Source organism: Klebsiella sp. MISC125 (genome assembly GCF_051131775.1).
Classification (GTDB): domain Bacteria; phylum Pseudomonadota; class Gammaproteobacteria; order Enterobacterales; family Enterobacteriaceae; genus Klebsiella.
Map to the genome: position 1 here is coordinate 4645424 of NZ_CP180448.1, position 25798 is coordinate 4671221.

General features: G+C 55.3%; 23 protein-coding genes. 11 read left to right on the forward strand and 12 right to left on the reverse strand.

Annotated elements, in window-relative coordinates; all coding sequences use genetic code 11:
* Positions 1-97 precede the first annotated feature (97 nt).
* Positions 98-2515 carry a putative ABC transporter permease subunit YbbP gene (gene ybbP, locus ACMYSL_RS21820; RefSeq protein ID WP_434659933.1) on the reverse strand — a complete coding sequence of 806 codons (2418 nt, stop codon included), beginning with the start codon at positions 2513-2515 and terminating at the stop codon, positions 98-100.
* Entirely contained in the window at positions 2512-3198 is a 687-nt protein-coding gene (gene ybbA, locus ACMYSL_RS21825; protein ID WP_181483255.1) for a putative ABC transporter ATP-binding protein YbbA, read from the reverse strand. Before ybbA ends, ybbP begins: the two co-directional genes overlap by 4 nt.
* On the opposite strand from ybbA, the gene tesA reads away from it, so the two are divergent.
* From tesA to ACMYSL_RS21840, 3 genes are all read left to right on the forward strand, one after another.
* Complete coding sequence (gene tesA / locus ACMYSL_RS21830) at positions 3169-3792, forward strand: multifunctional acyl-CoA thioesterase I/protease I/lysophospholipase L1 (RefSeq protein WP_185930446.1); 624 nt, start codon at positions 3169-3171, stop codon at positions 3790-3792. The genes ybbA and tesA overlap by 30 nt on opposite strands.
* Positions 3782-4591, forward strand: coding sequence for an SDR family oxidoreductase (locus tag ACMYSL_RS21835; RefSeq protein ID WP_182236871.1), 810 nt, complete (start codon positions 3782-3784; stop codon positions 4589-4591). The genes tesA and ACMYSL_RS21835 overlap by 11 nt, the downstream gene beginning before the upstream one ends.
* A gap of 61 nt (positions 4592-4652) precedes the next feature.
* On the forward strand, positions 4653-5507 hold the full coding sequence (locus ACMYSL_RS21840) for a co-chaperone YbbN (RefSeq protein WP_181483257.1): 855 nt from the start codon (positions 4653-4655) through the stop codon (positions 5505-5507).
* A gap of 220 nt (positions 5508-5727) precedes the next feature.
* On the opposite strand, the gene fetB is transcribed toward ACMYSL_RS21840, so the two are convergent.
* Both fetB and fetA read right to left on the reverse strand, forming a co-directional pair.
* A complete protein-coding gene (gene fetB / locus ACMYSL_RS21845) occupies positions 5728-6510 on the reverse strand; it encodes an iron efflux ABC transporter permease subunit FetB (RefSeq protein ID WP_110273666.1) in 783 nt (260 codons plus the stop codon).
* Positions 6497-7174 (reverse strand): iron efflux ABC transporter ATP-binding subunit FetA, encoded by a 678-nt coding sequence (fetA, locus tag ACMYSL_RS21850; RefSeq protein WP_434659934.1) that lies wholly within the window; start codon positions 7172-7174, stop codon positions 6497-6499. Before fetA ends, fetB begins: the two co-directional genes overlap by 14 nt.
* 136 nt (positions 7175-7310) lie before the next feature.
* On the opposite strand from fetA, the gene ACMYSL_RS21855 reads away from it, so the two are divergent.
* From ACMYSL_RS21855 to ACMYSL_RS21870, 4 genes are read left to right on the forward strand one after another with little or no spacing between them, the layout of a single operon-like run.
* Positions 7311-8228, forward strand: coding sequence for an SPFH domain-containing protein (locus tag ACMYSL_RS21855; RefSeq protein WP_110273668.1), 918 nt, complete (start codon positions 7311-7313; stop codon positions 8226-8228).
* Positions 8225-8683 (forward strand): NfeD family protein, encoded by a 459-nt coding sequence (locus ACMYSL_RS21860; RefSeq protein WP_434659935.1) that lies wholly within the window; start codon positions 8225-8227, stop codon positions 8681-8683. The genes ACMYSL_RS21855 and ACMYSL_RS21860 overlap by 4 nt, the downstream gene beginning before the upstream one ends.
* Positions 8684-8704: 21 nt before the next feature.
* On the forward strand, positions 8705-10873 hold the full coding sequence (locus ACMYSL_RS21865; RefSeq protein WP_434659936.1) for a hypothetical protein: 2169 nt from the start codon (positions 8705-8707) through the stop codon (positions 10871-10873).
* Positions 10843-11559 carry a DUF3142 domain-containing protein gene (locus tag ACMYSL_RS21870; protein WP_182236859.1) on the forward strand — a complete coding sequence of 239 codons (717 nt, stop codon included), beginning with the start codon at positions 10843-10845 and terminating at the stop codon, positions 11557-11559. Before ACMYSL_RS21865 ends, ACMYSL_RS21870 begins: the two co-directional genes overlap by 31 nt.
* Here ACMYSL_RS21870 and cueR read toward each other — a convergent pair.
* Both cueR and ACMYSL_RS21880 read right to left on the reverse strand, forming a co-directional pair.
* Positions 11556-11966 (reverse strand): Cu(I)-responsive transcriptional regulator, encoded by a 411-nt coding sequence (gene cueR, locus ACMYSL_RS21875; protein ID WP_434659937.1) that lies wholly within the window; start codon positions 11964-11966, stop codon positions 11556-11558. The two genes, ACMYSL_RS21870 and cueR, sit on opposite strands and share 4 nt — an antisense overlap.
* A 64-nt stretch (positions 11967-12030) precedes the next feature.
* Positions 12031-13077, reverse strand: a complete 1047-nt coding sequence (locus ACMYSL_RS21880; protein ID WP_434659938.1) for a J domain-containing protein — start codon at positions 13075-13077, stop codon at positions 12031-12033.
* 318 nt (positions 13078-13395) lie between these two features.
* Here ACMYSL_RS21880 and copA point away from each other — a divergent pair, with 318 nt between their 5' ends.
* Positions 13396-15897, forward strand: coding sequence for a copper-exporting P-type ATPase CopA (copA, locus tag ACMYSL_RS21885; RefSeq protein WP_434659939.1), 2502 nt, complete (start codon positions 13396-13398; stop codon positions 15895-15897).
* Positions 15898-15977: 80 nt separating this feature from the next.
* Here the strand turns inward: copA and ACMYSL_RS21890 are convergent, their stop codons facing one another.
* Genes ACMYSL_RS21890 through ACMYSL_RS21910 form a run of 5 tightly spaced genes read right to left on the reverse strand, consistent with a single transcriptional unit; the run spans position 15978 to position 21311 of the window.
* Positions 15978-17228, reverse strand: a complete 1251-nt coding sequence (locus ACMYSL_RS21890) for a phospholipase D-like domain-containing protein (protein ID WP_434659940.1) — start codon at positions 17226-17228, stop codon at positions 15978-15980.
* Positions 17221-17868, reverse strand: coding sequence for a MotA/TolQ/ExbB proton channel family protein (locus ACMYSL_RS21895; protein WP_182240654.1), 648 nt, complete (start codon positions 17866-17868; stop codon positions 17221-17223). The genes ACMYSL_RS21890 and ACMYSL_RS21895 overlap by 8 nt, the downstream gene beginning before the upstream one ends.
* Positions 17869-17887: 19 nt before the next feature.
* Entirely contained in the window at positions 17888-20128 is a 2241-nt protein-coding gene (locus ACMYSL_RS21900) for a TonB-dependent receptor family protein (RefSeq protein WP_434659941.1), read from the reverse strand.
* A gap of 36 nt (positions 20129-20164) precedes the next feature.
* A complete protein-coding gene (locus ACMYSL_RS21905; RefSeq protein ID WP_434659942.1) occupies positions 20165-20902 on the reverse strand; it encodes an energy transducer TonB in 738 nt (245 codons plus the stop codon).
* A 1-nt stretch (position 20903) separates the two neighbouring features.
* Positions 20904-21311 carry an ExbD/TolR family protein gene (locus ACMYSL_RS21910; protein ID WP_139541382.1) on the reverse strand — a complete coding sequence of 136 codons (408 nt, stop codon included), beginning with the start codon at positions 21309-21311 and terminating at the stop codon, positions 20904-20906.
* Positions 21312-21633: 322 nt separating this feature from the next.
* Here ACMYSL_RS21910 and ACMYSL_RS21915 point away from each other — a divergent pair, with 322 nt between their 5' ends.
* From ACMYSL_RS21915 to ACMYSL_RS21925, 3 genes are all read left to right on the forward strand, one after another.
* On the forward strand, positions 21634-22428 hold the full coding sequence (locus tag ACMYSL_RS21915) for a TraB/GumN family protein (RefSeq protein ID WP_182236838.1): 795 nt from the start codon (positions 21634-21636) through the stop codon (positions 22426-22428).
* Positions 22429-22629: 201 nt separating this feature from the next.
* Positions 22630-23109 carry a Cys-tRNA(Pro)/Cys-tRNA(Cys) deacylase YbaK gene (gene ybaK, locus ACMYSL_RS21920; RefSeq protein WP_181483268.1) on the forward strand — a complete coding sequence of 160 codons (480 nt, stop codon included), beginning with the start codon at positions 22630-22632 and terminating at the stop codon, positions 23107-23109.
* A gap of 30 nt (positions 23110-23139) precedes the next feature.
* Entirely contained in the window at positions 23140-23922 is a 783-nt protein-coding gene (locus tag ACMYSL_RS21925) for a DUF6896 domain-containing protein (protein ID WP_434659943.1), read from the forward strand.
* A gap of 133 nt (positions 23923-24055) precedes the next feature.
* Here ACMYSL_RS21925 and ushA read toward each other — a convergent pair whose 3' ends face one another.
* Positions 24056-25708, reverse strand: coding sequence for a bifunctional UDP-sugar hydrolase/5'-nucleotidase UshA (gene ushA / locus ACMYSL_RS21930; RefSeq protein ID WP_434659944.1), 1653 nt, complete (start codon positions 25706-25708; stop codon positions 24056-24058).
* Positions 25709-25798: the final 90 nt, after the last annotated feature.

Consider the following 25798-nt stretch of genomic DNA (forward strand, 5'->3'; position numbering starts at 1 on the left):
TATTCTTGCCGGGCGGCGGCAAACCGCCTGACCCGGCCTACAGTTTCCTCAATATCATCAGGTTACGTTTTTTCGTAGACCCGGTCGGGCACTAACCCTATCCCTGGCTAAACTGGCGAAACAGCGCCTTACCTTTTAACAGACGCAGCCCCAGCCAGCCGCCGCACAACGACAGCAGTATCGCTCCGCAGAGCGGCAGCATTACCCACAGCCGCCAGTCCGGAGACCATGGAAAATCAAAGATTTTGGTTTGCAACAGCGCCAGCGCCACCTCTGCGCCAATCGCCGCCACCACGCCGGAAACCACGCCCAGCAGGGCAAATTCAGCCCACAGCGTGGTGCGCAGCAGAGACTTCCCTGCCCCCAGCGTGCGCCAGACCACCAGCTCCTGATAGCGCTGACGCATCCCCACCTGCACCTGAGCCAGCAGCAACAAGACACCGCAGGCCGTCACCAGAATCACCATCACCTCCAGCGCGCGGCTTACCTGAGTCAGCACCTGACCAATCTGCTGCAAAATCGCCCCAATATCCAGCAGGCTGACGGTCGGGAACTCGCGGTTGAGCTGCGTCAGCATCCCGTTGCCGTTATCCCAGCGGAAGCTGGTCAGCCAGCTTTGTGGCTGTCCATCGAGCGCCCCCTGCGGGAAGATAAAGAAGAAGTTCGGCCGCAGACTCTCCCAGTCGACTTTGCGCACACTGGTCACTTTGGCGCTAAAATCCTGAGTATCGCCGGTAAAGGTCACGCTATCGCCGAGCTTAATACTCAGCCGCTGCGCCAGCCCCTCTTCAATCGAGACCTCGCCCGCTTTCGGCGGCCAGCTTCCAGCTACCAGCGGATTATGATCCGGTCTCTCGCTGCTCCAGGTGAGGTTCAGCTCGCGATTCAATGCTTCATCTTTATTACCTGCAGCTTCCTGACCGTTAATTTTCGTCAGGCGGGCACGCACAATCGGGTAGAACTCGGTCGCGCGAGTCTGATGCTCGGCGAGGAACGTTTTCACCGGCACCACCTGCTCCGGCGCAATGTTGATTAAGAAGTAATTAGGGCTTTCCGGCGGCAGCTGTTGCTGCCAGCGGTCAAGCAGATCGCCGCGCAGCACCAGCAGCAAGGCCAGCAACATAAACGACAACGAGAAGGCCGCCAGCTGGCTTAGCGTCGACCACGGCTGACGCAGCAGGCGGTTGACCGCCAGACGCAGCGGCAGCGCTTTCAGCGTCACGCGCTTCAGTAACCACAGGACGCCCCACCCCGCCAGGCCACACAGCAGCGCCAGCACCACCGCCCCCGCCAGTACCGCCCACAGCAGTGGACTGCCGCCCATCAGCAACGCCAGCAGCCCGACAACAATTACGCAGACCAGCGGGATATAGAACTTCAGCGGCCAGACGTTAGCCACCACATCCTGACGCAGCACCCGCAACGGCAGCGTCGCCAGCAGCAGCCGATAAGGACGCAGCCCGACCAGCAGGGAAATCACCACCATCGCGCCAATCGCCCACAGCCACGGCCAGGCGCTTGCTGCCGGAAGCGCCGCCGGGAGCACCGGCTTAAGCATCACCAGCAGGATATTTTCCAGTCCGACGCCCATCGCCCCACCGGCAATCACCGCCAGCGCCAGCAGCATCAGCCATTGCCCGACAATCAGCTTGCGCAGCTGTGTCCGCCCGGCACCGAGGGTTTTGAGGATCGCCACCAGATCGTAACGGCTGCGGCAGTAATGGCTCATCGCCACCGCCACCGCGGCAACCGCCAACAGCAGCGTTAACAGCGCCGAGAGCAGCAAAAACTGCTGCGAGCGCTCCAGCGATTTACCTAATGCGCTATCATCCTGCTCGAGGCCGATCCAGCGATGTTCCGGCCCCAGCTTTGGCAGCAGCCACTTTTCATAGTCCGCCAGTTGCTGCGGAGTTCCGGCATATTTATAGCGCCACGAGACGCGACTACCGGGCTGCACCGCGCCGGTTTTCGCCACATCAGCGGTATTCATCATCAGCCGGGGCGCCATCTGGAAGGGGTTAAACCCGGCATCAGGCTCCTGAATGACCTCCCCGGCAATGCGCAGCGTGGCGTCCCCCACGTCAATGGTTTCGCCGGTTTTCAGATTCAACAGCGCCATCAATCGCGGTGCCAGCAGCACGCTTCCGGCCTGCGGCTTCAGACCCGGCGGCTGGGTTTGCAACTGACCATATAGCGGATAGGTGTCGTCAACCGCTTTCACCTCCGCCAGCTGCGGCGTATCGCCGGAAAAGGTCATAGTGGCGAAGTTCAACTGCTCGCCAACGGTTAAACCGAGCCGACGCGCTTCGTCAATCCATGCGGCTGGGACCTCGCGCGAGCTACGCAGCGTGCGGTCTCCGGCCATAAATTCGCGGCTCTGTTGGCTAAGTCCTTTCTCCATGCGGTCGCTTATCGAACCCAGCGCCAGCACGCAGGCCACCGCCAGGCTCAGCGCCAGCCAGACAATCAGCAGCGACGGCGAGCGCCATTCTCGCCAGAACCAGCGGGCAATCATGCTTCCTCCTGCAACAGACCATCCACCAGGCGCAGCCGCCGGTCGCAGCGCGCCGCCAGCAGCGGGTCATGGGTGACTAAAATCAGCGTGGTACCGTGCTCGCGATTCAGTGAAAACAGCAGGTCGGCGATTTTATCTCCGGTGTGTCGGTCAAGATTGCCGGTGGGTTCATCGGCGAACAGCAGTTCCGGACGACCATTAAACGCACGGGCCAGCGCGACACGCTGCTGTTCGCCTCCGGAAAGCTGTACCGGTAGATGATGCAGACGTTTTCCCAGCCCCAGCTGTTCCAGCAACGCGCGGGCGCTACCGCGGCTCTGGCTGTCGCTTTCACCGCGCAGCAACGCCGGAAGCTCGACGTTTTCGAGGGCGTTGAGGGTGGGTATCAGCATAAAAGATTGAAAAACAAAGCCGACGTGCTTAGCGCGCAGCTTCGCTCGCGCCTCTTCGTCCATCTGATGTAGCGGTTGTCCGAGCAGCGAGACTTCACCGCTGCTGCCGTCGTCCAGCCCGGCGAGGATCGCCAGCAGCGTCGATTTACCGGAACCCGACTCGCCAATCAGGGCAATGGTCTGCCCCTGTTTGACAACCAGCTCAACTCCGGTAAGGATGGAAAGCTGATGCTCACCCTGACCGACGGATTTCTTAAGATGATGAACTTCAAGTATGTTTTCCGCTGGCATTTGCCTTTCCTGTTTCTGGTCCTGTTTACCTGCCGCGCGATGGCGGCCGACACGCTGTTGGTTCTCGGCGACAGTCTGAGCGCCGGTTATCGAATGGCGGGCAATACCGCCTGGCCTGCGCTGCTTAACGATAAGTGGCAGGCCAAAACGCCAGTGGTTAACGCCAGCATCAGCGGCGATACCTCGCAGCAGGGGCTGGCAAGGCTTCCGACGTTGCTCAAACAGCATCAGCCGCGCTGGGTGCTGGTTGAGCTGGGCGGCAACGACGGTCTGCGCGGTTTCCCGCCGCAGCAGACAGAGCAGACCCTGCGTACCATTATTCAGGATATCAAAGCGGCGAACGCCGAGCCGTTACTGATGCAAATTCGCCTGCCCGCTAACTATGGTCGCCGTTATAATGAAGCCTTTAGCGCAATCTATCCGGCACTGGCCAAAGAGTTCGATATTCCTCTGCTGCCCTTTTTTATGGAAGAGGTTTATCTGAAACCGCAGTGGATGCAGGACGATGGAATTCACCCTAATCGCGATGCCCAGCCGTTTATCGCCGACTGGATGGCTACGCGTTTGGCTCCCTTAGTTAATCATGACTCCTGACAGCCGGGAGTCGTTTGCAGGTAAAGTTATGCAAAAATCGGTTTTAGTTACAGGATGTTCCAGCGGAATTGGCCTTGAAAGCGCGCTGGATTTAAAGCGCCAGGGCTTTAACGTGCTGGCCGCCTGCCGCAAAACGGACGATGTCGCGCGGATGCAGGAGCTGGGACTGACCGGTATTTTGCTGGATCTTGACGATCCGCAGAGCGTGGAGCGCGCCGCCGCAGAGGTTATCGCCCTGACAGACAATCGCCTGTATGGCCTGTTTAATAACGCGGGATATGGCGTCTACGGCCCGCTGCCAACTATCAGTCGTCAGCAGATGGAGCAGCAGTTTTCCGCCAATTTTTTCGGCGCGCATCAGTTAACGATGCTGCTGCTTCCGGCGATGGAGCCGCACGGCGAAGGGCGTATTGTCATGACGTCATCGGTAATGGGGATTATCTCCAGCCCGGGTCGCGGCGCCTATGCCGCCAGTAAATATGCGCTGGAAGCCTGGTCCGATGCCCTGCGTATGGAACTGCGCCATAGCGGGGTTAAGGTCAGCCTGATTGAGCCTGGTCCTATCCGCACCCAATTTACCACCAACGTTAACCAGACTCAGGCCGATAAACCGGTGGAAAACCCGGGTATCGCCGCCCGCTTTACCCTTGGGCCGGAAGCGGTAGTGGAAAAGGTACGCCATGCATTTGTCAGCGATAAACCGAAACTGCGCTACCCGGTGACCCTGGTGACGCACGCGGTGGCCCTGCTTAAACGCCTGCTGCCAACCCGCGCGATGGACAAAATTATCCAGGGCTGAGTTGAAGCACCTGGCGCTGCCCCCATATATCCAGATAAGTATCGACTAAAGAGATTCGCTCATGTCCGCACAAAATATTATCAATATTACCGAAGCCAACCTACACCAGACGCTGCAGCAATCCGCGACTACGCCAGTACTGTTCTATTTCTGGTCCGCGCGCAGCCAACACTGCGAACAGCTGACGCCGGTGCTGGAAAGCCTGGCCGCGCAGTACAACGGTCTGTTTACTCTGGCAAAAGTTGATTGCGACGCCGAGCAAATGCTGGCTTCACAGTTTGGCCTGCGCGCGATTCCTACGGTATACCTGTTCCAGAACGGTCAGCCGGTCGACGGATTCGAAGGCCCGCAACCGGAAGAAGCGGTTCGTGCGCTGCTGGATAAATTCCTGCCGCGCGAAGAGGAGCTGAAGGCGCAGCAGGCCATGGCGCTGATGCAGGAAGAGAACTACGCCGAGGCGTTGCCGCTACTGAAAGATGCCTGGCAGTTGTCGAATCAGGAGAGCCAAATTGGCCTGCTGCTGGCGGAAACGCTGATCGCGCTGCACCGTTCCGATGAAGCGGAAGCCGTGTTAAAAACCGTGCCGTTGCAGGATCAGGATACCCGTTATCAGGGACTGGTGGCGCAGATTGAGCTGCTGAAAAAAGCCGCCGATACGCCGGAAATTCAGCAGTTACAACAGCAGGTTGAACAAAACCCGGAAGACGCGGCGCTGGCTTCCCAGTTAGCATTGCAGCTACATCAGGTTGGGCGCAACGAAGAAGCTCTGGCGCTGTTGTTCAGCCATCTGCAAAAAGATTTGGACGCAGGAAACGGTGAGGTTCGTAAGATGCTTCAGGAGATCCTCGCCGCACTCGGTACCGGAGACGCGCTGGCAGCGAAGTACCGCCGTCAGCTCTATTCACTGCTTTATTAATAGTCAAGACCCCGGTGGTGCTGACCGGGCTACGGGTTCACCGCCGTCTGCGAGCCGGTAGCCCGGAAAGATGCGCAGCATCGCCTCCGGGAAATGTGCCGGGTCTGATACCCAGGCGTGGCATCTTCCCGGTGGCGCTGCGCTGGCCGGGCTACGAGTTCACCGCCGTCTGCAGGCCGGTAGCCCGGGTAAGGCGTTTACGCCGCAACCCGGGGAAAGCTTACGGGCGCTTTTTCAACTGCGTCACCACCAGTTGATGGCGAGCGTTGAAGAACTTGAGGTAGGTCAGATACCCGGCGATAATCGTTGACAGGCTGGCGGTCGATAGCAGCATAAACGTCACCATAATCTGATACTTAATCGCTTTTACCGGGTCAATTCCGGCAAAAATCAAACCTGACATCATCCCCGGCAAACTCACTAATCCAACCGTTTTCGCCGAGTCCACCGTTGGGATCAGCGCGGCGCGAATGCTATCGCGAATCAACCTTGCGGAAGCCATCTTCGGCGTCGCCCCCAGGCTCAATTTCTCCTGAATCTGCTGCTGTTCGCTGCTAAAACGCTGGCCCATATTGTTGTAACACAGCCCCACCGCCACCATCGCGTTTCCGGCGACCATCCCGGCAATCGGAATCACCTGCATCGGCACAAAAGCAATCGACCCGGAAAAGACCAGTACAGCCAGGGTTAACCCGGCCCCGGTAGTTATCGCAATAAAAGAAGACAAAAAAGCTTTATCGATATATTTGCTGCGTTTTTTCGCATTCCACGCCGCGTTAAAGCAGATAAACAGCACCATCAGCAACGTCAGTACGGCATGATTAACGTTAAAGATATATTTCAGCACGTAGCCGACGATAATCAGTTGCACAATCGCCCGACAAATACTCCAGATAATATCTTTTTCCAGCGCCAACTTTTCCCGATAGCTGACCACAATCGCCACCAGCACCAGAACCATGGATAACGCCAGCGACTCATTGGTAATATTATGCCCGTTCATTTTTCACCTCCTGAGCTTTCCCTGCGGCAGGCTGGAGCGTAATCACTTCATCCGCATGAGCGATTTCATTTTGATCGTGAGTCACCCACAGCACGGCAATATTTTTTTCCGTCACATAGCGATGAATAATGTCATTCACATTGTTTTTATTGCTCTCGTCCAGCGCGCTGGTAATTTCATCAAGCAACAACACCTGCGGTAAAAATTGCAGATTACGAATCAACGACACGCGCTGTTTTTCGCCGCCGGAAAGTTCATTGATTGATTTTTCCAGCGTGTTTTCCGCCAGCCCAAAGCGCAGCAGATCGGCCACCAGTGCTTTCTGATCCGGCTGTTTATTGCGGATTTGCCACGGAAAGACCAGATTGTCATACACCGAATCACCAAATAGCGCGGGAGTCTGCGCGCAGTATGAAACCTGCTGGCGGTAGGTTTCCGGCGATAAGGTATTAATATCCTTACCTTCAAAAAAAATCCGCCCTGAGGTTGGACTGAGCAGCGAGGCGATAATTTTTAATAGCGTGCTTTTCCCACAACCGGAAGGTCCGGTAATCAGTTTAAATTCCCCGGCCCTGAGCTGAAGATTAACCTCGTTGAGAATCACCACATCGTCGGCCTGAAACCCCACACCTTCAAGGTGCAAAATAGCGTTACTTTCCTTCATTATTTTTCCTATTTTTTCCACAGCAACGCTAGTTTACTCCAGATTTCTTTCACCTGGATGCGCAGAAAGATATACTCTGATTAAACATGCGCCACGCTCTCGGCGCGCCAACAGGCAACAAGACAGGAGGTTTTTGATGCTGATTTTTATCCCCATTCTTATTTTCGTCGCACTGGTTATCGTTATTGCCGGTGTAAAAATCGTCCCTCAGGGATTTCAGTGGACCGTCGAACGCTTTGGTCGCTATACGAAAACGCTTCAGCCAGGCTTAAACCTTGTTGTGCCGTTTATGGATCGCGTCGGGCGCAAAATTAACATGATGGAGCAGGTCCTCGACATCCCTTCGCAGGAGGTCATTTCGCGCGATAACGCCAACGTTACCATCGATGCAGTGTGCTTTATTCAGGTCATCGACGCGCCGAAAGCCGCTTATGAGGTTAGTAATCTGGAGCTGGCCATCATCAACCTGGCAATGACCAATATTCGTACCGTACTGGGCTCTATGGAGCTCGATGAAATGCTCTCCCAGCGCGACAGCATCAACACCCGCCTGCTGCATATCGTCGACGAAGCGACGAACCCGTGGGGGATCAAAATTACCCGCGTTGAGATCCGCGACGTGCGCCCACCGGCTGAACTGATCTCCTCAATGAACGCCCAGATGAAGGCCGAACGAACCAAACGCGCCTATATCCTTGAAGCCGAAGGGGTGCGTCAGGCTGAGATCCTGAAAGCGGAAGGTGAAAAGCAATCACAGATCCTTAAAGCCGAAGGTGAGCGCCAGTCGGCGTTTTTACAAGCTGAGGCCCGCGAACGTTCTGCCGAAGCGGAAGCCCGCGCCACGCAGATGGTTTCTACGGCGATTGCCGAAGGCGATATTCAGGCGATCAACTACTTTGTCGCGCAGAAATATACCGACGCGCTACAGCAGATTGGTGCCGCCAACAACAGTAAAGTGGTGCTGATGCCGCTGGATGCCACCAGCCTGATGGGCTCCATCGCCGGGATAAGCGAGCTGATTAAAGAAGGCGCTGGCGACCGGAAAAAATCATGATTGAGATGATTATTGCCCATCCGCATATTTTCTGGCTCAGCCTCGGCGGGCTGCTGCTGGCGGCGGAAATGCTTGGCGGCAACGGTTATCTGCTGTGGAGCGGCATCGCCGGGGTCATTACCGGCTTGTTAATCTGGATGCTACCGTTTAGCTGGGAGTGGCAAGGAACACTGTTCGCCGTGCTGACCCTGCTGGCAGCCTGGCTGTGGTCACGTTGGTTGCGTAACAGCGTCAAGCGCCAGAAACCCGCAGACGCCCAGCTCAATCAGCGTGGACTGCAGCTGATTGGCCGTCGCTTCACGCTGGAAACCGCGCTGGTCAACGGCCACGGGCACGTGCGCGTTGGCGATAGCTCATGGCCGGTGATTGCCGATGACGACCTCGCGGCGGGAAGCAAGGTTGAAGTGATCGCCATCGAAGGCATAACCCTACATATAAGAGTCGTATCACGATAATCACGCCACAGGACACCCGTCATGGTCAGGAAGACAACGTTTACCCTCTCGCTCTGCGCCCTGCTCGCGGCAGCCGCCCAGGCCTATGCTTCTTCTGATATCGAAGATTGCTCGTGGAGCGACGAGCTATGCCTGTTAAAAGGCGACCCAATCCTCACCCCTGAAAACGATTCTCGCGATAATCTGTTGCGCCTGCTTAGCGAAGCGAAATCTTTCGCTCTGCCCGTTCAGGCCATTCCCGCTGATGTCAGCCGTACCCGTGATGTTTACTTCGCCTGGCATCCTGAGTGGGATAGCGCGCCGCCGCCTCCCGCGCCGCCTGCGCAAAGCGAAGACGAAACTTTTACCCGACAAATGGCGGCGCTGAATATCGATCCCGCACAGGTCATGGTAGCCGGTTCGGCTGAACGGCTGGGAACATCCGACTATGAACTGGAAAACCGTTTTGTCAGCAACACCCTTGCCGCCGTCAGCCAGTTCAACGCCGCCCTGCTGACCGCACCCTCTGTGACCCCGCAACAGCGTCATGACCTGGCGCTGGCGCGGCTGAAACTGTTTTATGGCGCCAATATCACCGCAGTCGTTGATATCCTCAATAGCTTCCCGGCAGATACGGACGCCGATTTATTCGCTTATTACCTTTCCGGCATCGCCCACTTCTATGACGGCAATTACACCGCCGCGACCCAAGATTTCACCCTGTTGCTGGAAAGTAAGCAACCCTGGCTGACCGAGACCGCGCAATATATGCTGATGCGCACGGCGCTCAACAAAAGTAGCCAGAACAGCGTCGGGCAGTACGGCGATTTTGATATCGCGCGGATCAATCGTGATGATGCCGCGCAAGCGCAAAAAGAAGCACAAGTCTATTTGCAACGCTGGCCCGCAGGGCTTTATGCCGACTCCGCGCGCAACATGTTGCGTCGCATTAACTGGTATCTGCAGGCGTGGCCGCAGCTGGCCGGACTCTATGAGCAGGCCTTCCAGCAAGCTGCCGATGCCGGGGAACTGCATAGATTGGTGAGTGAATATGATAATGTCTTTGGCATGCCGTTCTACGCGCAGCCCGTTCTGGCAGCATTCCCGGACGCGCCGCAGGTCAGCTATGTTGAACTTCTCCGCGCCCTGCGCCTGAATGCTGACAATAAGCCGACCTTAACCCAGGCACAGCTTGACGCCAGCAAAGCAGTGTTTGAGAAGAGCGGAAATCTGCCGCTATGGCGCGACCTACAGCTGCAGTTGTGGAGCGCGACGGGCAACGATGCCGCCATCCTGCAGGCTGTCACGCCGGCGAAAACGCTGCCGGCGAATGATATTCTCGCCTTCAGCGAACAGGTCCTCTACGGCGAAGCGCTAATGGGACAAAAACAGTGGCCCGCGGCGCGCGATTTTTGGCAGCAACTGCTACAACTTAGCCAAAACCCCGAGCAACAGCAGTATACCCAGGCAAAACTGGCGGCAACACTGGTTTACAGCGGTAACGCGGCAGCTATTTTTGCCGCCGATAGCCAGGTGACCAATCTACGCTTTCGCTCCCGAGTGCTTAAAACCCAGGCCTCGCCAGAACTGCTACGCCAACAGGCAGCCAAAGGTCCCAACAATGAAGAACGTACTATCGCTCTGCATACGCTGCTAGTGCGGGATCTCACGGAAAGTCGTTTCAGCGACTGGCTGAACGACAAAAAGCTCGCTACCGCAATTACCCAGCCAGTAATCGGCGAGGCCTTTAACGACGTCAACCTTAGCAACTTCGACTGGAATGGCGAGGCGACCGAAGCCGGCTATGCCTGCCGCAGCCTGGATGACACCGTCGCAGTGCTCAGTAAAAACGCCGACGATGCCCATGCGCTTAACTGCCTGGGCGAGTTCTTTCGCACCACGCAGACGCATGTTGATCTATGGAAAGACCAATCCGGCAACGATATGCTCGAGACCGCCATCGACCGCGAGCAGCCTCTGGGACAGTACGATCGCCAAAGCTATTACCAGCAGATTATCACCTCGCCGAAAGCGGAGCCGGAAGATAAAAGCTATGCGCTCTATCGGGCGATTCTCTGTTACGCCCCCTCCGGTAGCAACGAATGCGGCGGCGAAGATGTCGAAAAACTGCAGCGTAAGGGCTGGTTCACGCAGTTGAAAACGCAGTATCCGGGAAGCCCGTGGGCACAAAAACTCAAATATTACTGGTAATCGCGCTGCTGTCTGGGCCAGCGCAGGCGGCGGAGCGCGTTGATGCGCGCCAGCATTCTGCCTTCTGGCTGTGGTCCGGGGTGAAAGCCAGCAACGATCTGCAGAACGCGCAGACAGTGTATCTGCATCAGGGCGAGGTGCTGACGCGCGCTGGTGAGGTAATATTCCAGCGCCTCGGCTTGCCAGTCAGCCGCCTGACGTTTCCCGCAATCTGGCTTACCGTCCGATTTACCACACTTGATGTGCCGCAGACGATTGTGCCACGGATCGTACGCCTGATGCAGCGTTGGCGGGCGGCCGGCAATCAGGTGGTTGGTCTGCAGGTTGATTTTGACGCAGCCACATATCAGCTCGCCGACTACGCCCAGTTTTTGCAACAGCTACGCCAGCAGCTGCCGCCTGAGTTCGCACTGGGGGTAACAGGCCTGCTGGACTGGGCCAAAACCGGTGATATTGCCACACTGAACGCACTTGCGGTTGATGAACTGGTAGTGCAAAGCTATCAAGGACGCCACACGGTGGCGAATTATCAGGACTATCTCCCCGCGCTCAGCCGACTGCGTATTCCATTCAAGCTCGGGCTGGTACAAAACGGCAGTCGCGATCGGCAGGCGGAAATGCAGTTGAATGACTCCCTCTATTACCGCGGCACAGTGGTGTTTATGCTCAACCCAGCGCGGCGCTAAGCCTGCGCCTTGCGATGACAGCAGCCTGAGAGATTATCGATTATCGGGCAATCCGCGCTGTCATCGCCGGGGCAGGACTCCGCCAGCGTCAGCAGTTGCGCACGCATACTTTGCAGCTCGTTGATATGGCGCTCAATCTCCGCCACCTTCTCCAGCGTCCGGCGTTTCACGTCGGCGCTGTGCCGGGAGAGATCGTTGAACAGAAATACCAGCTCGCGGCACTCTTCGAGATTAAACCCCACCTGGCGGGCCTGCCGTAGCAACGTCAGCTCATTCAGATGCTGCTGGCTGTAGCTACGGTAGCCGTTTTCGCTACGCAGCGGCGGCGTCACCAGCCCCTTCTCTTCGTAAAAACGAATCGCTTTACTGGTTAAGCCGGTTTTTTTCGCCACATCGCTAATATTCATGTTTCCTCCTGACGGAACAGCCAACGGTGTTACTCCGTCATTCTAGCGCCAATCATCATAAAAACTATAGCGCAGTCTGCTGGCATATCAGGGAGAAGGAAACCGGCAATACGCGAACATCATTATTGTAATCATTAATATAGCGATAAATCATGGCGCCATCGGCCGGAAAAAACGTACTGGCATCCATATAATTCCCAATATGCGGGCACATAATGCTCCAGGGATTTTGGCCATTATACGCGGGGCTATTATCGACAATCGTTTTCGCCACAAATGCCGCTGGGTTTAGCGTAATATTTGCACTCTGAGAGTAGTAATGAATTTCATAGACCAGAGAATGACCATCAATGAAAATATCCCCTAAGCTCAGGCCTTTATTTTTATAGGAAGAGCCGGCTTTTTGCCTGACCTCACCTTCATTACTCAGCAGCGAGCGCATAAAATTATTACTGGCCGTTTCCTGGCTAATAACCGGTGCTGGCGTATTTACCACGCTTTCAACTGCCGTTTTACTGACTTCACGGCCAATCACTCTAACTACCCCAATGACAATAAGCAGCACCACCAGGCCAAGGGTGAATTTAAAAATTCGCACGATCAGTCTTTTTCCGGCGTTCATCACCGGCGCGCCTTTCTGTTTAACAAAATCTTTGCCTTTACCAAATATCTCTTCCGCTGCGGTATAGGCTTCACTGGCTTTCGCCTGGTAAGAGTAATCAGGATCCTGCTTGCGTCGTTGGTGCATCCACTCCTCTTTACGCTTTTGCAGTTGATACTCTTCTTCCCATTCGGCTTCCATCTTCTGCCAGAAATCACGATAGGCGCGCTCTTCCTGCTGGCGTTCACGCTGGCGATCATGTTGTGTGAATGCGCTGTTTTCCCGATTCTCCTGCTGAGCAATCCACGCATCGTGCTGGGCGCGCAGTGCCGGATCGGCAAGGGTACGCCAGGCTTCGTTTAATAGCTGGATGATTTTGGTTTTTTCATCTTTTAGTTCAGGCGGATGGCGATCCGGATGGTGAATAAAAATAAGGCGTTTATACGCTTTCTTAATCTCCTCCACCGACGCGGTGCGAGAAACTTTAAGATTATCGTAATGAGTTTGCACTTCTCTTCTCCCGGGATACTGCGTGAAACACCTTCCCTTTTCCTCAATCAGGGTCGGCATCCGGCTCGCCCTGTAAATAAGCTCTTTCTGCAAACAAAAAACACTGAGGCCGTACATTCATATTTGAGTGTTATGGGGTTGGCCTGGGGATAATTATCAGCGAGCAAGCCTGCCATTTTACGCTGGTCGCTCTTTTATCCGCTATTCCTTATTTAACGTGGGGGGCAGGCGATAAAAATCACCAGGATTAACGCTTGACCTTCCAGTTGCTGGAAGGTTTAAGCTTAAGCACAGTTGTTAAACCAAGGAGTCAAAACCATGTCTCACACTATCGACCTGGCGCTCGATGGCCTCTCCTGCGGCCACTGCGTTAAACGCGTGAAAGAAAGTCTGGAACAGCGTCCTTATGTAGAACAGGCGGACGTTACCGTTACCGAAGCCCACGTCACGGGCAGCGCCAGCGCTGAATCGCTGATTGAAACTATCAAACAGGCCGGATACGGCGCGGAGCTCAGCCACCCAAAGGCTAAACCGCTGGCAGAATCATCAATCCCGTCGGAAGCGCTGACAGCGGCCACCTCTGAGCTTCCGGCAGCCCGTGACGAGGATGACAGCCAACAACTGTTAATCAACGGCATGAGCTGCGCCAGCTGCGTCTCCCGGGTACAAAACGCGCTTGCCGCGGTACCGGGCGTGTCGCAGGCGCGGGTCAACCTTGCGGAACGCACTGCGCTGGTGATGGGCAGCGCGTCCGCAGCAGAATTAGTCCAGGCGGTGGAGAAAGCAGGCTACGGCGCGGAGGCTATCGAAGATGATCTCGAACGTCGCGAGCGCCAGCAGGAGACCGCCGTCGCCACCATGAAACGCTTCCGCTGGCAGGCCATTGTCGCCCTGCTGGTCGGTATCCCGGTGATGGGCTGGGGGATGATCGGCGACAACATGATGGTCAGCGATGACAACCGTTCGCTGTGGCTGGTTATCGGCCTTATCACCCTGGCGGTGATGGTCTTTGCTGGCGGTCATTTCTACCGCAGCGCATGGAAAAGCCTGAAGAACGGTACTGCCACCATGGATACCCTGGTGGCGCTGGGTACCGGGGTCGCCTGGCTCTACTCGATGAGCGTCAACCTGTGGCCACAGTGGTTCCCGATGGAAGCCCGCCACCTCTATTATGAAGCCAGCGCAATGATTATCGGCCTGATTAACCTCGGCCATATGCTGGAAGCGCGTGCGCGTCAGCGTTCTTCTAAAGCGCTGGAAAAATTGCTCGATTTAACCCCGCCGTCAGCGCGGGTCGTCACCGACGAAGGCGAAAAAGATCTACCGCTGGCGGAAGTTCAGGCAGGAATGACCCTGCGCCTGACCACCGGCGATCGCGTCCCGGTTGACGGCGTGATTAGCCAGGGCGAAGCCTGGTTTGATGAAGCCATGTTGACTGGTGAACCAATACCGCAGCAAAAAGGCAACGCTGACGCCATTCACGCCGGGACCGTGGTGCAGGACGGCAGCGTGCTGTTTACCGCCAGCGCCGTCGGCAGCCAGACCACTCTGGCGCGAATCATCCGTATGGTGCGCCAGGCACAAAGCAGCAAACCGGAAATTGGCCAACTGGCAGACAAAATCTCCGCCGTGTTCGTCCCTGCGGTGGTAGCGATTGCGCTGTTCAGCGCCGCGATCTGGTACTTTTTCGGCCCGGCGCCGCAAATCGTTTATACCCTGGTGATCGCCACTACGGTACTGATCATCGCCTGTCCGTGTGCGCTGGGGCTGGCGACGCCGATGTCGATTATCTCCGGCGTAGGTCGCGCAGCGGAATACGGCGTGCTGGTTCGTGATGCCGATGCCCTACAGCGAGCCAGCACCCTGGATACGCTGGTCTTTGATAAAACTGGCACCTTGACCGAAGGTAAGCCGCAGGTGGTGGCGATAAAAACCTTTGCCGCGATTGATGAAACAAGCGCTCTGCGCCTGGCCGCCGCGCTGGAGCAAGGTTCCAGCCATCCGCTGGCACGGGCGATTCTCGATAAAGCTGCTGGCAACTCGCTGCCGGTGGTTAATAATTTCCGTACCCTGCGCGGGTTGGGCGTCAGCGGTGAAGCCGAAGGTTATAGCCTGCTGCTCGGCAATCAGGCGTTACTCAATGAGAACAATGTGCTGACCGCCGAAATAGAAAGCGAAATGACCGCTCAGGCTTCGCAAGGGGCAACGCCGGTGCTGCTGGCAGTCGATGGTCAGGCGGCGGCACTGTTCGCCATTCGCGATCCGCTACGTGAGGATAGCGTGGCGGCACTCGCCAGATTGCATCGTCAGGGCTATCGGCTGGTGATGTTGACCGGGGATAACCCGACCACCGCCAACGCCATTGCCAAAGAAGCGGGCATTGATGAGGTGATTGCCGGGGTGCTACCGGATGGTAAAGCCGATGCCATTAAGCGTCTGCAAAACCAGGGGCATCAGGTGGCGATGGTTGGCGACGGTATCAACGATGCACCTGCGTTGGCGCAGGCCGACGTCGGTATCGCCATGGGCGGCGGCAGCGATGTGGCCATTGAAACGGCGGCTATCACCCTGATGCGCCATAGCCTGAACGGCGTCGCCGATGCGCTGGAAATATCAAAAGCGACGCTGCGTAATATGAAGCAGAACCTGCTGGGGGCGTTTGTTTATAACTCGCTGGGCATTCCGATTGCCGCCGGGATCCTGTGGCCACTGACCGGAACCCTGCTCAATCCGGTAGTCGCCGGAGCGGCAATGGCGCTCTCCTCAATTACGGTCGTGAGTAATGCTAACCGGTTGCTGCGCTTTAAGCCGAAGTCATAAGGCAGATTCCGTTCACCATCATCCCGCGGAGGATGATCCCCTCTCCCCTTTGGGGAGAGGGAGAAAACCGCCCCGATTTTCTATTCGTGCTCGCGACCTGGATGCGGGGTCGGATAATCAAAGTCAACTTTGATCGGCTCCGCGTAGCGGCTGTTCCATAGCTGACTGTAAAGTGCATCCACGCGCTCTGCCATCGGCACGCTGTTCAGCACCAGCTCAAGGTTGCGTGAGTTATCAAAGTAGCCCCCGCTCCAGTTGCTGGTTCCCACCCACGCCGTCGAACCGTCGATAGTCATCAGCTTACTGTGAACCACCCTCGCAAACGGGATAAATCCCCGACTGGCGGGAGGAATAGTCACCACCTTTAGCTGAACGTTAGGCACCAGCGACAGGCTCTTTAACCAGAACACCTCCGGTTTTTTCAGATTCCAGCTGGCAACCATCAGCTCAACCTGCACGCCGCGAGCCGCCGCGCTGCGTAGAGCGTTATCAATGGGGGCATAGAAAGGTCTGTTTCCCTTCTCACCCCATGAGAGCGGCGCGTAGTCCATCACCTGCACCCGGATCCGCGACCTCGCATTGGCCAGCAGACGCGGCAGTTCAGCCTGCGAATCGATCACCCCGCACGGGTTGTAATCGCGCGGGCTAGCAACCAGATAATTGCCCTGCGGGGCTGATTCCGCAGCCTGCCATGCCAGCTTCGGCACCAGTTTATTTTCTGCAAGCAGGGCCTGCGCCTGCCAGTCCTGATCGAAAATAGCCTGAATCTGCCGTACCGCTTGCGCATCGCTGATGCGCAGACCGGTTTCCTGAATCTGCTCCAGCGCGCGCCAGTCAAAATTCTGGCTGCCGACAAAGGCTTCTTTACCATCCACCAACAGATACTTGGCGTGGACAATACCCCCAGTCAGCCGATGGAACGGAATAATTCGCAGCTCCATATTCGGGATCGTTTTCAGCACCGCCAGCGTTTCCGGCGTCGACAGGCCAACGCCCTTCTCCTCCATCAGAAAACGAATTTTCACCCCGCGTTCACCGGCTGCCCGCAGATGATTCAGCACGCCGTCCAGCAGAGAGCCCTTTTCATTTGCCACGTAAAACTGTGCAACATCGATATGGTTGTGCGCCGCATCAAACATCTGCTGCCAGACTTCGGCAGCATTGCGCAAATCACTATCCTGTAGCGTGGTTTCCTGCGGTGCGTTATACACTAGCTCATAACCCGGTATCGAAAACGCCGCCTGTGCGGGCAGACTTAGCAGTATCCAGGCACCCGCGACCAGGCTCATCAGGCGGCCTCCCGGCCACCCGCATCGACGATAATCAGGCATAGCGCTGCGCCTCACGACCTTCCCAGCGGTTGCTGCCCTGCTCCGGACGACTAGCCGGACTTCCGGCGCGGATCAGCAGCACCTTCAGCAGTTCGTTAATGCGTTCCATGCGGCTTTGCAGGTAGTTATTACCCACCAGGCACAGCAGCGCTATCGCAATCCCCAGGCCGGTGGCGTACAGCGCAGTGCCCATCCCGGCGGAAACCATGCTGGCATCAGAGACGCCCGAGGCGGAGAGCGCCTTAAAGGTATCCATAATCCCCAGAATCGTACCCAGCAGGCCAAGCAGCGGCGCGGCGGTGACGACGGTTTCGAGCATCCATAGCCCGCGCGACATCTGCGGTTTACTCAGCAAGTACTGAGCATCAATCAGATCGCTCATCGCTTCCCGGTCTTCCGCCGTCTGCTTTTTCTCCAGCACCGGCAGAATAAGGGTCAGCGGAAGACTGCTACGACTGGTCAGCGATTCCGGCAGGTCCGACACGCGGCGGACCTCCGGCGTCAGCGCCTTCTCAAAGCGCTGCGCCTGACGCTGGGCCCATGAAAAATAGAGCCCGCGTTCCACCAGAATCACCACGGCGATCGCCAGCGCGGCATACATAACGTAGAAAATAATGTCGTGAATCAGGTTGGCATCCATCAAAGTGCCCTCCGGTTAATTAAAAGGTAGCTTCCAGCGAAACGCTAAAGGTGCGCTCTTCGCCGACGTTGTAATACGGGGTGCTGGCCCTCACGCCGTCGTAAGGTGCCGCGTTAAAGGTCGTCGAGCGTACGGAGGTCAGGTACTGTTTATCGAACAGGTTATCGATGCCAAAACGCAGGGTGGCATTTTTGACAATCTTTTTATCCACCGGCAGATGAACGCCTGCGGAGACATCAAACACCGTGCGCCCGCCGATTTTTTCATCGTTGGTCAAATCACCATAGAACGAGCTAACGTATTTGCCGCCAAAGCTGCCGTAATAGAGGCCATCGTCATAACCCAGCGACGCGTTGAGCATGTTTTTCGGTACGTTCGGCACCGTTTTACCCGCCGTTGGCAGCGGATGACCGCCGTTGCTGACAATGTCATCCTTTTGTTCGGAATGGGTATAAGTGTAAGAGGTGTAGTAGTTGAAGTTGTACGGTAGTTTACCGCTCCACTCCAGCTCTACGCCTTTGCTTTCGACGCTGCCGATATTCATCATTTCGTAGTCGCCGTCCGCATTGGTGGTCGAAATCTGACGGTCGGTATAGCGCATGTAGAAAAGCGTAGCGCTCAGCAGCATATCTTCACGCTGGAAACGCCAGCCCAGCTCGTGGTTCCAGCTCAGCTCCGGCTTGGTGTTGATTGAATCGCCGACGTTGTAGAGCACGTAGTTTGGCGGCGTACGCATGTTGCGCGTCAGGTTATAGAACAGCTGGTTTTCCATATCCGGCTTATAGCTGATGCTAAAGTTCGGCAGGAATTCATGGTAGGTCGCATTACGTTTTTCCGGGGCGTTATACAGGCTGCCTTTATTATCGCCTTTACGTTCGACGTACTGGTACGCCAGCCCGCCCACCAGCGTCCAGTCCGGCGTCACAAACCAGGTATCCTGAAGCCATACTTTTTGCGCCGGAGTGACGGTGTACTGGTTACGGCCTTGCACCGTGTTGCCGTTGGTGTCTTTCACCTGATCGGAACCTCCCGGTTTACCGGAGACGTTCGCCGGGTTGCCGTCATCCTGGATGCTGATAAACGGCTGGGTCTGCGACTGGCGCGCTCGCTCATACCAGTAGCCAATATCCAGGCTGTGCTCGTCGTTAATGTCCCACTTAAGCTTAGTGGTGACACCCGGTCGCCAGGTCTGGGTCCACGAAGGTCGGTAGTAAGTATTGGAACTTAAATTGCTCAGGTCGTACTGCCCGGCTTTATCAGAAGTATTCGACAGTACCGAGGCCGTTTGCCCGGTAAAACTGCCGCCGTTACCCCAGTAGTAATAGGGCTGAACGGTCAACGCAAGATTGTCGCGCAGCTGCAATCTTTGTGAGAAAGAGAGAGTAAAGGTTTCAAACGGGTTACGGTTGAGCTTGTAATATTTGCTCAGCTGACCTTTGTTGTTATAGACCGGCGACGTCGAGTAGTCCTGACGCGGGTCTTCGTCAAACTGCGCTTTGCTTAGGGTGTTGTAGTTGCTGTTATCCTGACGGTTGTACTTCATGATCAGGTTACTGCTGTTGCCGTTCCCGTCCTCATAAAGCGAGTTCATCTCGAACTTATCGGAATAGTTACGTCCTTCTCCGCGCCATTTTTTGGCTTCAGTGTGCGAGTAAGAGAGCCAGTTGCTAAAACCGTTGTACTCACCGGTCTCCAGGCGGGCGAAAGTTTTGCTGAGATTATTGCTGCCCAGCGTTTGCTTGACGAAGCCGCCGAACTCTTTGGACGGGCGCTTTGTGACGAGGCCAATGTTACCGCCGCTGGATCCGATATGCGGGCCGTCTGCTTCAGAAGACCCCTGAGTAACAAAGATCTGCTCAAGGTTTTCCGCATCGCCCAACAGGTTCGGATAGACCGCGTAGTTACCCGAGTCGTTAATCGGGATGCCGTCCATCGACAGACCGATTTGATCCGAGTTCATCCCACGCATGGTGTAGTCGATGCCGCTCAGGCCGCTGGCGTCATTACTGTTAACGTTCATACCCGGCGTATATTTCAGCATGTCGATGGCATTGCTGGCACCCGGCGCTTTATCCATCGCTTCTTTGGTCAAAGTGGAGCGCGCTTTGCTGCTGTCCTCCTGCACCATCAGACCGCCGCCGAGCGACTGCCCTTTGACGTTAATCTCCCCCACATCGCTACTTTCCGCCGCCAGCGAGGAACCCGATAACAATGCCGACACCACAGCTAACGCAATCCCAGAATAACGAAAGTTCTTCATTTCTTTTCCTATAAAAAACAAATGATTAATTAGGCTTTATGGCGCCTGATAATTAAACGTCGCGGTAAATCTTTTGCTTCTTTGTCCAGCAAAAGCCTCTTCAGGAAAGGGCTTCAACTGACTGATACTTTGTAAGGAGCTCAGCGCCGCACGATTGAGCAGCATGCTCGGCGCTTTGTTGGTAATACCTGAAGCCAGCACTCTGCCGCTGCGGTCGACCTCCAGCCACACCTCGACGTTGCCCTGCGGGCGCTCCAGCGAAGCCTGACGGCCGCTCGGGTAGCGTTTGCGCTGCTCCAGCTCGCGGCGCAGCACCTGCAGATAGCCGCTTTCCACCGCTTGTGCGTTCGCTTTCGGCGCCGGAGGAGAAGGCGGCGCAGCTGGTTTACTCACCACCGGACTGCGCACGACGGCGGGCTGCGGAGCCACGCGCTCCTGCGGCTTCACTGCTTTCTCCTGAACCGGTTTTGGCTTCGGCTTAGGTTTGGGTTTAACAACCGGTTTGGCCTGGATTATCGGTTCCGGGGCAGGAACAACGGGCTCGGCAATCGGTTCCGGCTCAGGTTGGGGTTCCGGCGGCGGCTCTGGCTGCGGTTCCGGGACAGGTTCTGGCTGCGGTGGCTCGGGTTCGGCCAGCGACAGTTCCATCACCGTATCGTCATAATGCGGTTTCACCTGCAGGACTGCCTTCTGGCTGACGAACAGTAAACATCCGGCGATGACTATCGCGGGTAACCAGCTAACAACGTGACGTGAGCGATAAAGCAGATACATATCACTGCTTCCGTGTGGCGATGGAAATGGAGAAGAAACCGCCCTGACGCAAGGTATCCATCACTGCGACCAGGCGTTCCACCGCGACCTCTTTATCGCTGTTGACGATAATGGTGGTGGTTTGGTTTTCCTGCTGCTGTTGCTTCAGGGTATTGACCAGCGCATCAAGAACCAGCGGCTGGCCATCCAGCTGCAGCTGATCACCGGCGCCGAGGGTGATAATGGCTTTTTTCTGCGGCTTAAGCTGTTGGGCGCTGCTGGCCGACGGCAGCTGGGTTTTCAAGCCCAGAGCCGGGATCACATTCAGGCTAATCAGGACAAAGAAGACCAGTAAAAACATCATCACATCGATCATCGGGATCAGTTCGATATGGGCTTTATTCTTTTTAGGCTCACTCCAGTTACGCATGACACTCCCCCCAAAAATTGAAGGGGCCAATATAGAAGCGCTTTGTTTATCTTTCGTTACAGATTTTTTATTTTATTATCACAATTGAGACTTTTTTGAGAAAAAAGCACCATTCGCGACTTGCGCAACTAAACATATATATTTGATTTTAATTAATAACTACCATCGAAACGCCATTGCAAGAATTATAAAAAACCAGAGCATCAAATTTTTTTGTTATTTTTATGACATTGAAAAACGCCTCTTCCATCGCGTTCCCTTAGCCCTATTGCGCCTCTGCCCCCCACGCGCTAGCATGAGTTCTTCACACTACGGAGCACGTATGGGCCTGTTAAACCGAATAAAAATGCTGTGGCAAGCCGCTGTCGGCTCGTCTTATTCCTGGCCCGCGCTGGATGTCACTCTTCCCGGCGAACGCTATTTGCACCTGGTCGGCAGTATTCATATGGGCACCCGCGATATGTCGCCACCTCCAGCACGACTGCTGAAACTGATTCGCCAGGCCGATGCGCTGATTGTTGAAGCGGATATTACCGGTAGCGAAACGCCGTTCAGCAACCTTCCCTCTTATCCACCGCTGGCGGAACGCCTGAGCGCATCTCAGCTCGCTGAACTGGAAGAGCGAGCGGGAGAGATGGGCCTGTCTATCGCGCTATTTGATAGCCAGCCGCTGTGGCAAGTAGCAATGGTGTTGCAGGCCACCCAGGCGCAAAAGCTGGGGCTAAGAGCGGATTATGGTATTGATTACCAGCTGCTAATGGCGGCCCGCGAGAGCAATATTCGGGTGATGGAACTGGAGGGGGCCGACAGCCAAATCGCCCTGTTGCGCAACCTTCCAGATGGCGGAATGGCTCTGCTGGAGGATACGCTGACCCACTGGCGCACTAACGCCCGTCTGTTACAGGTGATGATCGGCTGGTGGCTGGAGCAGCCACCGTCAAAAGGTGCAACCGTGCTGCCAACGACCTTTAGCCAGTCGCTATATGATGTGCTGATGCATCAGCGCAACCTGGCCTGGCGCGAAACGCTGCTGGCGCTGCCGCCGGGCCGCTACGTAGTTGCCGTAGGGGCGCTGCATTTATACGGGGAAGGGAATCTGCCGGATATGTTAACGTAAAAAAATGGCCAATATTTCTATTGGCCCGTCAAAGAGGAATTTCATCATTATTATTATCCCGAGATTTGCACCTCGGATCGCTTGATTGTCGCTCAAAGTGACCATCACTGCCAACACTATTGCGCAAGATGATACTATTTTTTAGACAACCGTCGGGCGTATGCTTATGCCACATCAAATCGGTTGGTAAGAAGGATAACGATGACTCCCGCCGTTAAGTTACTCGAAAAAAACAAAATCGCTTTTAACATCCATAGTTACGACCATGATCCTACCGAAACCAATTTTGGTGACGAGGTCGTACGTAAGCTGGGGCTAAACGCCGACCAGGTTTATAAGACGCTGCTGGTCGCGGTCAATGGCGATATGAAGCATCTTGCCGTCGCGGTGACCCCGGTTGCCGGTCAGTTGGATTTGAAAAAGGTGGCGAAAGCCTTAGGTGCAAAGAAAGTGGATATGGCGGACCCGATGGTTGCGCAACGCGTCACCGGCTATCTGGTGGGCGGTATCAGCCCGCTTGGGCAGAAAAAGCGCCTGCCGACGGTAATTGACGCTCCGGCCCAGGCGTTTGCCACCATTTTTATTTCTGGCGGCAAGCGCGGGCTGGATATTGAGCTGGCGGCCAGCGATCTGGCGAAGATCCTTGACGCGAAATTCGCCGATATCGCGCGGCGCGATTAATCACAACTTACTGTACATGGATGTATATACATGAAAAGAACAAGAGAAACATTATTGATTCGGGACGCTGGAGATATCCCTCCCATTGATCTGCTGAGAAAAATACCTAGGACAAAGAAGTTACGCCTGCTGTTTGAAGGCTCGGTAACAGAGCAAAGAGAAGCTGTGGGCAAGCAGCTAAAAGAGCAGTTGGAAGATTTTTTAGTCGGCATCCATACCCAGGATCCGGAAATCAACATTGCCAGACTCATCTCAGCGGAAGAAATCGCCCCATATCAGGATTTTTTTGAAAGCTGCGCCAAAGACTACCGTAAGCTGGCGACCGAACTCATTTACGCCCTAGCCCACAAGCTGAACGTTAATATTGCAGAAAACTATCCGCTATTAACCTTTAATGCCTTTAAAGCCGGGCGCAAGCAAACCGGCAAAATGGATGACTGGCGATACTTTCTACATGGATATCATTGTGGGTTCGAAAACCAGGTTACCGGACAAAGTATAGAAGTTCCGCTTATTTACGGTTTAGATTTTGGCGATCTGGATCCATACTTTTTCTCACACTTCATAAAATCAACAAACCAGTATCAGCCTTTGCCCGTGGCAATCTACGAGGACTTCCATGACGGCGTAATAATAAATCAAACAATGCTGGAGTTCGGTAAGTTTGAAAAAATAGCAGCCTCAATTCCAGGCTATGTTGGTATCGCCGCTTCAGACAGAAGCAACGTTGATATTGCACATTTTAAATCGGCGCAGCGTAAAGTAATACGCCGGTTTAGCCTGATGAGGCTTCTTGGCAAAAAAGATATTTAGATGTGGATTGCAGGAAAAGCGCGATCTATGGCGTTGCCGGGCGGCGGCTAACGCCTTGCCCGGCCTACGGTTCACAGTTGTCTGCGAGCTAGTAGCCCCGGTAAGCGTAAGCGCCACCGGGGAGTTTCAGACGTTACTGCCAGCTCACCTCGCCTTTCGGCTCAAATGCTTCAATGTCCAGCGGAGAGTTTTTCTGGATGTACTCCTTCAGCACTTCGGCGTCGATAAAACCGGTATTGACATAGCCCGGTTTAGTATCGATGTGCGGATAACCATCGCCGCCGGTAGCGTTAAAGCTCAGGGTTGCCATACGGTAGGTTTTCGCTGGGTCTACCGGCTCGCCCTTGATAGTCAAATCGTTAAGCTTGCCGTCTTTAGCCACAAAACCAACGTTAGCAAACTGCGGATAGGCACCGGAATCGGGTTTCATCTGCGCTACGGCGGTCAGATATTCCGCCACTTCCTTGCCGCTCATATCGACATACACCAGCACGTTGCCAAAGGGTTGCACCTTCATCACGTCTTTATAGGTGATATCGCCCGCTTCAATCGAATCACGCACCCCGCCGCCGCTCATCACCGCAAAGTCGGCATTACTACGCGCCATTTGCGCTGCCAGCAGCAGACGACCCATATTGGTTTGCACGAAACGAACTTTGCTGCGATCGCCCTCCAGATGCCCGTTCACGCTGCCAATTTTCACCTGCAGCTGCGCTTTGCCTTTATTCTGGAACGGCGTCAACAGGGAAAGCATCTGTGGGTTTTCGGCGATTTGCGGCGTATAGAGCACGCGCTCGCTCTCACCGTTATCGTAGGTGACCTTTTTCTTCAGGTTGACCGGGATCAGCTGATAGTGCACCAGTTTCATTTCACCATTGCGGAATTCAAAGTCAGCACGACCAACATATTTACCCCACTCGTGGGCCTGGACTATCCAGATACCGTTCTGTTTGTCCGGCGCGCACGGGCTGCCCGGCACATAATCCACCTGTTTTTTATTCTCAGACGCCATACATACCGGATCCTGAGAGTGGCCGCCGACGATCATTGCCAGCGAGCCTGCGGGCAGGCTGCGCGCCATCTCTACATCGCCTGGTGCATTGGAACCATGGTCGCCGTTGTCATAATGGCCCATATGAGTGGTTGCCAGAATGACATCCGGCTTTTCATTCTGCTGAAGTTCTTGAATCACCAGCTTGGCTTCTTCCGCCGGTTTGCGGAATTCGATATCCGTAAAATACTCAGGATTACCAATTTTCGCCGTATCGTCGGTCGTCAGGCCGATGACCGCAATGTTCAGCCCGCCGCGTTTAAACAGCGCCCACGGTTTAAACAGACGCTCACCAGTGCTTTTCTGGTAAATATTGGCGGAGAGGAACGGAAACTTCGCCCATTTTTCCTGCTGACGCAGAACGCTAAGCGGATTATCAAACTCATGGTTACCCACCGCCATCGCATCGTAGCCAACCAGGTTCATACCGCGAAAATCGGGCTCCGCATCCTGTAAATCAGACTCAGGCACGCCGGTATTAATATCGCCGCCGGAGAGCAACAACACGCTGCCGCCCTCTGCTGCCACCTCTTTACGAATACCGTCCACCAGCGTTTTTTGTGCCGACAGCCCATATTCGCCGTAATCGCTACGCCAGAAGTGACCATGATGATCGTTAGTATGCAGGATGGTAATTTTGTAGGTTTTATCCTGCTCATAAGCCTGTGCTGACAGGCTTCCCAGCGATAGCGCGGTGAATAATGCCAGCGCAACGCCCCGTTTGATCAATTGCATATTTCTCTCCCTGACAAAGTAACAAGTGCCGAAAGTATAGCGAGTTGGTGAATTAGACAACTTTGTTTTCAGAAATGAGACTTTATTCAA

Bases quoted from the DNA above. Each gene is read 5' to 3' on its own strand.
- ybbP (WP_434659933.1), bottom strand. From the start codon at position 2,515: ATGATTGCCCGCTGGTTCTGGCGAGAATGGCGCTCGCCGTCGCTGCTG.
- tesA (WP_185930446.1), top strand. From the start codon at position 3,169: ATGAACTTCAAGTATGTTTTCCGCTGGCATTTGCCTTTCCTGTTTCTG.
- ybbA (WP_181483255.1), bottom strand. From the start codon at position 3,198: ATGCCAGCGGAAAACATACTTGAAGTTCATCATCTTAAGAAATCCGTC.
- ACMYSL_RS21835 (WP_182236871.1), top strand. From the start codon at position 3,782: ATGACTCCTGACAGCCGGGAGTCGTTTGCAGGTAAAGTTATGCAAAAA.
- ACMYSL_RS21840 (WP_181483257.1), top strand. From the start codon at position 4,653: ATGTCCGCACAAAATATTATCAATATTACCGAAGCCAACCTACACCAG.
- fetB (WP_110273666.1), bottom strand. From the start codon at position 6,510: ATGAACGGGCATAATATTACCAATGAGTCGCTGGCGTTATCCATGGTT.
- fetA (WP_434659934.1), bottom strand. From the start codon at position 7,174: ATGAAGGAAAGTAACGCTATTTTGCACCTTGAAGGTGTGGGGTTTCAG.
- ACMYSL_RS21855 (WP_110273668.1), top strand. From the start codon at position 7,311: ATGCTGATTTTTATCCCCATTCTTATTTTCGTCGCACTGGTTATCGTT.
- ACMYSL_RS21860 (WP_434659935.1), top strand. From the start codon at position 8,225: ATGATTGAGATGATTATTGCCCATCCGCATATTTTCTGGCTCAGCCTC.
- ACMYSL_RS21865 (WP_434659936.1), top strand. From the start codon at position 8,705: ATGGTCAGGAAGACAACGTTTACCCTCTCGCTCTGCGCCCTGCTCGCG.
- cueR (WP_434659937.1), bottom strand. From the start codon at position 11,966: ATGAATATTAGCGATGTGGCGAAAAAAACCGGCTTAACCAGTAAAGCG.
- copA (WP_434659939.1), top strand. From the start codon at position 13,396: ATGTCTCACACTATCGACCTGGCGCTCGATGGCCTCTCCTGCGGCCAC.
- ACMYSL_RS21890 (WP_434659940.1), bottom strand. From the start codon at position 17,228: ATGCCTGATTATCGTCGATGCGGGTGGCCGGGAGGCCGCCTGATGAGC.
- ACMYSL_RS21895 (WP_182240654.1), bottom strand. From the start codon at position 17,868: ATGGATGCCAACCTGATTCACGACATTATTTTCTACGTTATGTATGCC.
- ACMYSL_RS21900 (WP_434659941.1), bottom strand. From the start codon at position 20,128: ATGAAGAACTTTCGTTATTCTGGGATTGCGTTAGCTGTGGTGTCGGCA.
- ACMYSL_RS21905 (WP_434659942.1), bottom strand. From the start codon at position 20,902: ATGTATCTGCTTTATCGCTCACGTCACGTTGTTAGCTGGTTACCCGCG.
- ACMYSL_RS21910 (WP_139541382.1), bottom strand. From the start codon at position 21,311: ATGCGTAACTGGAGTGAGCCTAAAAAGAATAAAGCCCATATCGAACTG.
- ACMYSL_RS21915 (WP_182236838.1), top strand. From the start codon at position 21,634: ATGGGCCTGTTAAACCGAATAAAAATGCTGTGGCAAGCCGCTGTCGGC.
- ybaK (WP_181483268.1), top strand. From the start codon at position 22,630: ATGACTCCCGCCGTTAAGTTACTCGAAAAAAACAAAATCGCTTTTAAC.
- ACMYSL_RS21925 (WP_434659943.1), top strand. From the start codon at position 23,140: ATGAAAAGAACAAGAGAAACATTATTGATTCGGGACGCTGGAGATATC.
- ushA (WP_434659944.1), bottom strand. From the start codon at position 25,708: ATGCAATTGATCAAACGGGGCGTTGCGCTGGCATTATTCACCGCGCTA.